Genomic DNA, 10,662 nt, shown 5'->3' with positions numbered 1-10,662 from the left:
ATAGTATGGAACGAACTTCAATAATATTGCTTTAGTCATTCTAACATATAGGCAAATCTGTCCTCATTTTGTAGTTTTATGTCGAATAGATTCAAGGGAAGTATTGTATTGTTTAAAACTCAAAACCAGATCATAAAAAAAAGGCGAGTAACTACCTCGCCTTGTTCTTTAACTAACCAATCCAAAATTTATGTGAAATGAAAACAAAGCGTGATTGCTTTTTTTGATTTCAATTAGTAAATAACAAACCGCGTGCCAAAAAATAAATTTCACTATTTTTTGAATGCTAAATATTTGTTAATGAATTGATTTGATAAGATTTTTTGAAACTCTTCTATGTAAGAATGTTTGAGATTTTTTGATAGAATACTTCCGGATCAAATGGTTTAGAAATTACTTCGTTGAAACCATCTTTTAAGAAATCACCTTTATTATCGTCTAGTGAAATCGCTGTTAAGGCAATGATAGGAGTAGAGACATCAAATTTTCTAATTTCCTTTGTAGCTTCAACACCACTAATACCTGGCATGTGAATGTCCATCAAAATAAAGTCATAACGATTACTACGTGCAAAGTCAATTGCTTGATATCCGTCATCTGCGATATCGCAAGTCATATTTTGTTTGGCAATAATTTTCTTCGTAATAACTTGGTTGATCTTGTTGTCTTCTACCAATAATACTTTGAACTTTCTATTTTTAAGATCGGTCTTTTCTTGGATAGCTGTATCAGTATTTACTGCTTCTGGAGCGAGTTTGTCTAATATAAGCGGAAAACGAAACGTAGAACCTTCTCCCAATTTGCTTTCTAATTGAATATCGCTTTCCAACAATTCTAACAAGCTTTTTACAATGGTCAATCCTAAACCTGTACCGCCATATTTACGGTTAATTTGAACAGAACCTTGCGAGAAACTATCAAAAATATTTTCCTGCATTTCTCTGGAAATCCCGATTCCGTTGTCTTTAATTTCAAACAGAATATTTTGTTGCTCGTCATCTTCTTCCAAAATCTTCGCAGAAATTTCAACAATACCATCTTTCGTAAACTTTAAGGCATTACTAATTAAGTTGATAAATACTTGTGACATTTTTAAGTAATCACCAACTAATTTCTCAGGAATACCATCGTCTATATTTAAGTTGATTTTATTATTATTCTCTTTAGATGTCTGCGTGAGTGAATTCACCACGTCATTCAACACCTTTTTAAGATTCAATGGCGCTTTTTCAACAGCTAATTTTCTAGCTTCTATCTTATTAACCTGTAAAATATCATTGATAAATGTCAACAAATAATCCCCCGAAAACTTTAAAGACTTTAAATGTTCTTTCTGACTTTCGCTAGGATTTTCTTCCATCAGTAAGTGCGTCAAACCAGTTACTGCATATAATGGTGTTCGTAGTTCGTGAGTTACTGTAGATAAGAATTGTGCTTTGGCTTTCATTGCTTTCTCCGCATTATCTTTTGCCAATTGCAATTCTGAGTTTTTCTTTAAAAGTAAATTATTAGTCTTTACTTTAATTTGATTGTTTCGATAAAGTGAAATTGTCAATAATGAAATAATAATAAGTAAAGCCGAACTTAAAATCGATGTTAGTTTATTACGTTTTCCTTTTTGATTGGAATCTTCATATTGGCGTTCCAATTCTAAAATATGACGTTTTTGAAACTCATTGTCAAAAGAAGCATTTGCTTCTGCCGCACTTTGAAGACTTGCTTCGTCAAAAATAGAATCTTTTACTTTAAGGTATATGTTTTGAAATCGATAGGCATTATTAATATCATTCAAGCCAGCATACGTATCACTGATAATTTTTGAACTTTGCAGTCTAACAACAGGAAAACCATACGAATTGGCAATTTTAAAAGCAGTTTCTGCATTCAGTTTTGCATCTTCGTAGTTTTTTATGTTTTTGTAGGCTTTCGCCAGATTGAGATGCACTTTGGCACGTAAATAATTTGGTTGATACGGATCGTTAATCGGTAAAGAATTTTCAAAACGTTCAATAGCACGCTTGTTAATCCCTTGACTTAAATAGAATAAACCGCGATAATATTTTAATTTATTGATATCATCTGTTGATTGGTATTTATCAAAAATAACTTCCGCCTCACTAAAATGCTTGTCAGCATTGCTATAAGAAGTGTTTCGCGTAGCAGTAAGCGCTTTTAAAATATAGTTATAACCAAGTCCGAGCGAGTCATTAATTTCTTCTTGAATTTGTTTAGCTCTACGTAAATAACTTTCTATCTCGGTAGGATTAAAATTGTTGTAGTTTTCTTCAACACCAATTTCTGCACGCAACATATACGCGCGTGCTTTGCTTTTTTGATCTTTAATACTATCAGATAAATCTAAAATGTAAGTCAATTTTTCAATTGCATTATTCATCTTAGCTTTCTTTTTGTATTCATATACATCAATAAAAGCGCGCTCTATACTGTCCTTAATATTTTCATTAGATTGAGCTAGGGACGATATAGAGAATAAAGCAAACCAGAAATATAAAATGTGTTTTACTTTACACACCATGTAAGTGATGAATTTATTCAAAAATACTTATTTATTTGAAATATATAGCATTAAATCAATTAATCTATGGGAATAACCAATTTCATTATCGTACCAACCAACAACTTTTACCATTTTTCCAATCACTGAAGTCATTAAAGAATCAAACGTACATGAATACGGATTATCAATTACATCAACAGAAACAATAGGGTCTTCTGTATACGAAAGAATGCCTTTTAAATTGGTTTCTGCCGCTGTTTTAAATGCAGCATTTATTTCAGCAATAGATGTTTCTTTTTTCACATTGAATGTAATATCTGTCAAAGAACCATCTGGCACAGGAACACGAATTCCGCAACCACCAATAACATCAGAAAGTTCAGAAAATATTTTTGTCAATGCTTTGGCTGCTCCTGTTGTTGTGGGAACAATACTTTGACTTGCTCCACGCGCACGGCGCAAATCACGATGCGGCTGATCGTGCAAACTTTGATCGGTTGTATAAGAATGAATCGTTGTAATATATGCTTGTTCTATACCACACAGTTCTTTAATAACTTTAATCATTGGAGCCGCATTATTGGTAGTACATGAAGCATTAGAGATAATTGTTTCCGAACCATCTAAAATATGTTCATTCACACCTAAAACAACCATTTTAATGGCATCATCTTGCGGTGGGACTGATAATATTACTTTTTTTGCTCCATTTTGAATATGATGTTGTAAGAGAGTTTGTGTTTTAAATTTTCCTGTAGCTTCAATAACAAAATCTACATTAAATGTTTTCCAGTTGAGTTGTGCTATGTCTGAAATATTTGTAACAGGATATGATGTTGAATCAACTAAAATTTCGGTATCTGTATGACTCACTTTATTTGGCAACACACCGTGAATACTATCGTACTTTAATAAATGACTCAAAGTGCGTGTGTCTGCTAAATCATTAATCACAACAACTTCAATATTTGGATGATTGATTAATAAACGAAATAAATTTCGACCAATTCTACCAAAACCATTAATAGCAATTCTTATCATCTGGATTCCATTTTTATAAGTATCAAAATTACGGTTTTTTGTCTGGAAATTTCTTAGATTTTTAGATTAACTCAATAATAAAAACGCAATCCTTATCGAGATAAAGATTGCGTTTGCGTGGAAAAAATAAAGTAGGTTTACGATTTGTATTCAAAAGTATACGATCCTACATGCATACGTTCTTGATTCTGAATTAGATATTGCTTTACAACAATGGAGTAATCTCCAGGTTGCGCTTCAACATTAGGCTCATAAGTTAATTGTAAAGCACCATCAAAATTAGCAGGTAATAAACATTGATGCGGATATAAGGTTTGTCCATTATTAGTGCCTGTAATCATTCTATCTCTTACTTCTATAGAAGGACTGATTCCAACACTATTAGAAAATAAGGAAACTACCGAACCTTGCGGAACATTGCAAATTGCTTCAAACTGATACAATTGTCTTTGATTATCAGGATTTGTAATATCTAGTAGTTTTTCTACTGGATCAGCTTTTACGTTCACAATGTCAATATTACGTTGTGCCACTGTATTATGATCTCTACAAAATTGCCACCAAGCTTCTACTGATGGAAATGACTCAGGAAGTGGTGGTAAACCAGCTCCAGAAAGTACTACAATTAAACAATAATGACCAACGTCAGGAAGTTGATCTGGAGTCCAATTGTAAGGTGTAGCAGCTGCCAAGATATTCTCTGATATAAAGTTTATCTTTTTTGTCCCAATTTCGTTCCATCTTGTTGGAAATTGCAACATACTAGGGCGTGCCCAGTATAAAGTCGCATCTACTGCAAAAGGTTGACTTACTGGATTCTTTACGCGTACATACACATAATTAATTTCTCCAGCTTCTATTTGTTGTCCTTGATCTTCGTCATAAGTTTTTTCTCCAAAATTTTGTTGTACAAAAACTGGATTTACAGATTCTTGTCTTGGAATAATATCTGGACTCACATTTAAAGCGCCATTATTTGGTTCTTGACCTAAATCATTCAGTGAATCTCTTACGAAAGGGTTTGATATATTTTGCATGATAGTTATGTTTTAAAAAATTCCTACTCTATTTATTATTAGGTTTTTCGGATCACACCTTTTTAGTATTTTAAATGGTAGCTACATTGTAATCGTGTTGTTTTTATTTTTGATTACGATGTAAAATTCTATAAATAAAGAGAGATTTTTATCTGTACATTTTACGGTGTTTAACAATCAGGTAAGATTATCCAAGTGTATTTTGGGAATGTGTGTAATTTTTACCATATCTATAAGTTGCGTAAAATTACGCATGTAGTACAGTATTGTTTTTTAGATATTTACAACGTCAAAGAATAGGGAATAATGACAGACTTTAATTTTATGTAATCTGAATGCATTAGTTAGTATTGGCAACGTTTGTATTTATAAAAGCAATATCAGATAAATACTGTATAATTATTTCCTTTTTTTGATGTATTTTGAACGCTATTATTAACCCCTAAGTTGTTATCAACATATAACAACTTTTAAAACCTTTAATTATTATGTCAGGATTTAATGACCCAGAAATTAGTATTGAAAATTGGAGTGCACTTGCTCAAGGTGCACCAATTGACGGTATTATATCATTGTTTGAGAAATCAGGGAATAGTTTTCCATTAACATTAAACGCAAAAATGAAAGCTGCAGAACGATTGCATATTTATTTTGGATTAGATAGTTCAGGAAAAATCCAATTTTATGTAATACCAGCAGGTTTAGATCAAAAATCAAATAAGACTATTTATTCTTGTGGTGAATCTGTTGCGCTTGATGCAACACAACAAAGCGTTACAAGCAATTCAACTTCACCGTTAGTAGGCTGGATAAATAACTGGTGTAATGAAACATTACGAAATGGTTGGTTAACAGGACTTGATCAAGCAGTACAAGTTTTTGTAATTCATACAACTGATTTTGTAGTGAACGATCTACATAATTGCTATTTATCTTTAAAGCCCAGTGCAGCAAAAGGTCAATATACAGTTGATTTAGTTATACAAAATACGGTTACAGGCATGTTTTTAAATATAGAAGAACCGTCTGCAGCCGATGCTACTTTAGGAGCTCAATTTGCCGATATGGCGCGACCAGTTCCTCCATATAGTAACAATGCAGGTTCGAGTACAGCAGCGGCTAATTTCGGAATTTTGCTAGGCCTATAAACACGATATAATGGATCTAAACTATTTATTTGATATCATAACTTATTCACCAACATTCGTACTAATCTTTAGTACGAGTGTTTGTTTATATAACTATACAAGTTTAGATAAGATTACAAAACTACTGGCGTATTACCTTGGCGGAAGTTTATTAATTGCTCTTGTCGCATATTTTTTAGGTAAGTTTTTGGGCAATAATCTCTTTTTATTTTTTGTGCTTACGTTGTTAGAACTTTTTGTCTTTATGAAATTGTATCATATACTGCTCAAAAAGAAAAAGTTAGTTCTAGGCATGGCAATTTTTGGAATTCTACTTACAATAGCAGATTCTATATATATCAAAGCATTTGATGTAAAAGTTTTTCAACCATATTCTAAAATTTTGACAACCTTATTAATTGTTTTTTTAGCATTAGTCTATTTCTTTGAATTGATAAAAACAGAAGAAAAATTATATAAACACAAGACTAATTATTTGTCTCTAAATAGTATGATACTATGCTTTTTTGCAATCCAATTTTTAGCATTTTTGCCTTTAAATTTTTTGGTGAATGTTGATCGACAAATGGCAGATTATGTTTTTGTTACGAATGCTATTATATTGATGATTTTTTATTTATATCTAACTTATTTTATATGGAAACGTGGCAGAAACCAGAAACAATAATTCTTTGGATTAGTATCGTAGCACTATTTGTTATTGTATTACTAACCGTGATTATTTTCTTGATACGTGCCATTTTCAAGAAAGTATTAAAGGCGCAAGAAAAAGAAGCGGCAATTCAATTAGATTATCAAAAGAATCTATTAGAAACTACGATAAAAACACAAGAAATAGAACGGCATCGTATTGCTGCAGATATTCATGATGGATTAATTGGAAAGTTAACTGTTATAAAAATGCAGCAAGAGATCACGCAAAAAGATCAAAAAACGATTGATGCACTTCATGAAAGTATTGCTATAGCGCGTAGAATTTCTCACGATTTAAGTCCACCATTGGTTGAATTTACAAAGCTTCCAGAGCTCATCAAAGAATTACTAGATCCATGGGAACAGCATTTGTTAATTGAAACTACGTATGATATTAGAGCAGAAATAAACGATACCGAAGAATTTAAAGTACAGATAACGCGTCTTATTCAGGAAATTATTACAAATACTATAAAACATGCCAATGCTACACAAATGCATTTACATTTAAAACAAACAAAAAATTACATGGCTTTGTGTATAAGCGATAATGGAAAAGGATACGATGTAGAAAAAAACAGCAAAGGTTTAGGAACTAAAAACATAGAAACAAGAGTGCAATTCTTAAAAGGAATGCACAAAGTAAAATCTAAGATAGGAAAAGGAACTTCGAACATGTTTCTATTTAAAAACTAAATAAAATGGAAGATATTATAACAATTGCTTTAGTAGATGATGATGCATTAATAGTATCATTATTAAAAGATTTTTTGCAAAGTCAGGAAAAAATGGAAGTCTGTTATACTGCAGATAGTGGCGAAATGTTAATGGAAAAATTGGCAACAGATAATGCTTTGCCAGATGTCATGGTGCTCGATTTAAACATGAAAGGAATTAATGGTGTGGAAGTGACAGAGTTTTTAAAGAAAAACTATCCAAGCATTCGCGTAATTCTCATGACGTCACATTACAAGCGTTCTTTTATGGGATTCATGTTAAAAACGGGAGTTTCAGCGTTTCTACCTAAAGGAATTTCACCTGTGCAATTGTTGGAAATTATCAAAGAAGTCTACGACAAAGGATTCTATTTTATGGATGATCAATTGGGAGTTTTGCGTGAGCAGATTTCACACAAAAGCCCAAAGCCAACATTAATCGAAAAAAACAAACTCACCGAAAGAGAAATTGAAGTTTTAAAACTCATTTGTTTCCAAAAAACAGCCAAAGAAATAGGAGCAAAGCTATTCATTACACCACGTACGGTAGAAGGTCATAAAAACAACTTATTCATCAAAACGGAAGCTAGAAACATTGCAGGTTTGGTCATTTACGCGATTCAGAATAACTACATAGAACCGAATGAAATTCCGTTGATTTAGGCTTGTTAGACTTACTTAGAAGGTTAGATTTTTAGACTCGCTATCGCTCTTAGATTGTTAGACTTCTTTAAAACCACAATCGTCACTTCGAGTGATTTTCCAAAGCGAATTGTATGGAGAAGTGCTTTGAAATACAGACTTTTTGATACGTCTTTGCAAGTGTTCCAAAGAATGCACGGAAATCTGTTACTTAAAATAAAAAACACTTTTAAAGACCCAAAACCCTATTTAATATCCTTCATAATCTTCGTAACAATCTTAGTAAGTTGTGTATCAATAATTCCTCTATTGGAAGCTTCTTTTAAGCTAATAATTCGTTCTTTCGTATTTCCAGAAACGACACTTTTTTCTTGTGCATACATTCCATATTGGTAATCGCCTAGTTTTAAAATACTTTTTTGTGTTTCGTCTAAATCTTCCGAATCAAAATTTTCCAAGCCAGGAAAATCACTAACAATAATAGAATATACTTTTTTGTCTGAACCATTTGCAATAGCATTCATTGTATGTACGACTTCTTGTTCTAAAATATATTGTGAATTAAAAAAGTTAATCGACAACATAAAAATCACCAAATCACTTTCTTCCAATTCCTTTTGAATTTGATCGTGCCATTTGCCAATCGTAATATCTTCACAACTCCAATTATCGGCAACATCAAAACGTTTCAGCATATTCAAATGCTTTCGCAACTCATTCTTATAATCTACATCTTCTCGGGAATAAGAAATAAATATTTTTTTCATTTGTTTAATATTTTCATTGTCGGTAAAATTGCGGTATTTGTAACTGCGTTGTGCTCTTGGATTGGTTTTATCCAAATAGAATTCTGTTACTTTTCCATCCTTTTTTTCTTCTTTCAATGGAAATGAAGCAATACTCTCTTTTGTTTTAGGATCATCTAAAGTATTGTAATGCACAAAATATTCATTATCTGTGGAAATGTATAAGTCTTTGGGTTTTGTTAGTTTTTCAAAATCTTCACGAAATTCTTTTTCGAATGCTTGTCTGTACTCTAAAATAATATCCATAACATTATGTTCAGAATCATCAGGTATGTCAGTTATGCTTTTACTGGTTGAGAGAAAATTATCGGTAAATCCTTTGATGAATTTTTTTCCTATTTTAATTTGATTATGTGTAGGTTTTTTTAAAATTGATCCTAAATCTTTTAGTTTTACATCAAAAACTTCTTTGCTCCAATATAAATACAGAATTTCTCTAAAAAGCTTTTTCACTACATCATTTAACTTTGGATGTTTTGATGTTTTAGGTTTTACAGAAACAGAAATCGTCAATTTGGAAAAATCCAATTGAATCCACACTTTAAACTCTTTATAATATGTGAAAATCAACTGATCACGCCAATACTGTTTTTTCTCAGGATTTTGTCCGTAATAACAAATCAATTGATTGATGAATCCAAACGGAATAAAGCGTTCAAATTTTAATACAAAGGTTGGTTTGTTAAAATCAAACTTTAATAAATTATAGACTTCATCATCTTCTGAGGTTAGTGGTAAATAGTTGGGAATAATGTATTCGTTATTTCCTTTGTCAAAAAATAGTACTTTTTCTTTGAGTAATAAGCGTTCTATTTTGTCTGTAACGCCTAATTTTTGAAATTCTTTAGTAGTCAATCTTCCTTTATTGTCCCGAATACTTTTTTCTGATAAAACAGTCTTGTGAATATTTGCAACTGTTGCAGACGGATTCAACCAAGCCACATCATTTAATAATTTATCCTCTTTGTAATACAGCAACATACCTTTCCGTGACAATTGCTCTAATTCTGCTCGTAGTGATTTTTGCTTGTCTTCTACAGTAAATTGAGCTGTTATTTCGCGATTGAAATATTTTATAATGGTATCTAACGGAATCGCTTTTGAACTATTATTATCGATTATATAACGTATAAACTTTGGATACCAATGTGGTTCTTCTTTTGTTTTTGCTTGATGTACAACCGTATCCCAAAACGTAGCTGTTAGATACTGCAATCCGGCATCATTTTTAAGAGATTTAAAATCTATATTTAATGAAATGTGAAACTCATCAATCACTTGGTTTTTATCAAAAGCTTCGTTCCAATTGTGTTTTGCAGTATGTTCATCGGCATGTGTTTGAATTAATAACAAAGGATCATCATACTCTGCAAGGTTTTGATTTCGTTTTAAAAACGCGTATTGCAATTGCGCCAACCAATACGCTCTGTTGTAATTACGAGTGCTCAAAGCTTTACTGTCTTTTGCTAACAATTCATTTACGTCACTTTTCGGATTCCAAACTAACAAGTTGATGGCTTCTTGCGTAAAAAAAGCTTGATACACACCATGGTAATAATCTTGTCCGCCAAAATCATAATAAATAGCTTTAGGAAGTTTATATTTTTCATCTATAAATTTTATTGAATGTTCTACAGATAAAACATGTGTACTTGAATTTTTATCTTTTTCAACTTTAGAACATTGTTGTGTTTGCAAATACTTCAATAAGGTAGATTTCCCAGAAGCATGATTTCCCAACAACATGACCTTTACAGGAAGTTGAATGGAAATTTGTGTTTCTTGCAACTTTTGTAATTCACTTTTAATGATGTCTAAATGATTTCCAAACTCACTTATAACTAAACCTTGATCTTCAATAAAAGGATTATTGTGGATTGTTAGCTTTTTTAAGCTTGCAATAGAAGATAATAATTTTATATTTTCAATTTTGGTAATTTGATTATTATAAATATTTAATATAGAAAGATTTGTTAGTTTGTCAAGGTTTTCAATATTGGTAATTTCATTATTATAAATATATAATTTAGAAAGATTTGTTAGTTTGTCAAGGTTTTCAAT

General features: G+C 31.4%; 8 protein-coding genes. 4 read left to right on the top strand and 4 right to left on the bottom strand.

Features of this window, described 5'->3' with window-relative positions; genetic code table 11:
- Nucleotides 1–334: 334 nt before the first annotated feature.
- The 3 genes from ACRBBL_RS20200 to ACRBBL_RS20190 all read right to left on the bottom strand — a co-directional run bounded on the left by ACRBBL_RS20200 (nt 335) and on the right by ACRBBL_RS20190 (nt 4,596).
- Nucleotides 335–2,557, bottom strand: a complete 2,223-nt coding sequence (locus ACRBBL_RS20200) for a response regulator (RefSeq protein ID WP_431370895.1) — start codon at nt 2,555–2,557, stop codon at nt 335–337.
- Nucleotides 2,558–2,563: 6 nt separating this feature from the next.
- The gene (gene gap, locus ACRBBL_RS20195; RefSeq protein ID WP_431370894.1) at nt 2,564–3,559 is read right to left on the bottom strand and encodes a type I glyceraldehyde-3-phosphate dehydrogenase; all 996 of its coding nucleotides are present in this window, start codon (nt 3,557–3,559) and stop codon (nt 2,564–2,566) included.
- 137 nt (nt 3,560–3,696) lie between these two features.
- Nucleotides 3,697–4,596: a hypothetical protein gene (locus ACRBBL_RS20190; protein WP_431370893.1), complete on the bottom strand. Its 900-nt coding sequence runs from the start codon at nt 4,594–4,596 to the stop codon at nt 3,697–3,699.
- Between the two features lie 488 nt (nt 4,597–5,084).
- Between ACRBBL_RS20190 and ACRBBL_RS20185 the strand changes: the two genes are divergently transcribed.
- The 4 genes from ACRBBL_RS20185 to ACRBBL_RS20170 are packed head-to-tail and all read left to right on the top strand — an operon-like array spanning nt 5,085 to nt 7,816.
- The gene (locus tag ACRBBL_RS20185; RefSeq protein WP_431370892.1) at nt 5,085–5,744 is read left to right on the top strand and encodes a hypothetical protein; all 660 of its coding nucleotides are present in this window, start codon (nt 5,085–5,087) and stop codon (nt 5,742–5,744) included.
- A gap of 10 nt (nt 5,745–5,754) precedes the next feature.
- A complete protein-coding gene (locus ACRBBL_RS20180; protein WP_431370891.1) occupies nt 5,755–6,411 on the top strand; it encodes a hypothetical protein in 657 nt (218 codons plus the stop codon).
- Nucleotides 6,381–7,133, top strand: coding sequence for a sensor histidine kinase (locus ACRBBL_RS20175; protein WP_431370890.1), 753 nt, complete (start codon nt 6,381–6,383; stop codon nt 7,131–7,133). The genes ACRBBL_RS20180 and ACRBBL_RS20175 overlap by 31 nt, the downstream gene beginning before the upstream one ends.
- 5 nt (nt 7,134–7,138) lie before the next feature.
- A complete protein-coding gene (locus tag ACRBBL_RS20170; RefSeq protein WP_431370889.1) occupies nt 7,139–7,816 on the top strand; it encodes a response regulator transcription factor in 678 nt (225 codons plus the stop codon).
- Between the two features lie 224 nt (nt 7,817–8,040).
- Here ACRBBL_RS20170 and ACRBBL_RS20165 read toward each other — a convergent pair.
- Nucleotides 8,041–10,662, bottom strand: a 2,622-nt coding sequence (locus tag ACRBBL_RS20165; RefSeq protein ID WP_431370888.1) for a COR domain-containing protein, incomplete at its 5' end; no start/stop codon positions are given.

The sequence above is a fragment of the Kordia sp. genome, assembly GCF_050633145.1.
Taxonomy (GTDB): domain Bacteria; phylum Bacteroidota; class Bacteroidia; order Flavobacteriales; family Flavobacteriaceae; genus Kordia.
The sequence above is the reverse complement of the archived record's forward strand: the minus strand, read 5'-3'. Positions and strand labels throughout refer to the sequence as shown.

Coding starts and splice junctions, on each gene's coding strand:
- ACRBBL_RS20180 (WP_431370891.1), top strand. CDS start 5,755: ATGGATCTAAACTATTTATTTGATATCATAACTTATTCACCAACATTC.
- ACRBBL_RS20190 (WP_431370893.1), bottom strand. CDS start 4,596: ATGCAAAATATATCAAACCCTTTCGTAAGAGATTCACTGAATGATTTA.
- ACRBBL_RS20175 (WP_431370890.1), top strand. CDS start 6,381: ATGGAAACGTGGCAGAAACCAGAAACAATAATTCTTTGGATTAGTATC.
- ACRBBL_RS20170 (WP_431370889.1), top strand. CDS start 7,139: ATGGAAGATATTATAACAATTGCTTTAGTAGATGATGATGCATTAATA.
- gap (WP_431370894.1), bottom strand. CDS start 3,559: ATGATAAGAATTGCTATTAATGGTTTTGGTAGAATTGGTCGAAATTTA.
- ACRBBL_RS20185 (WP_431370892.1), top strand. CDS start 5,085: ATGTCAGGATTTAATGACCCAGAAATTAGTATTGAAAATTGGAGTGCA.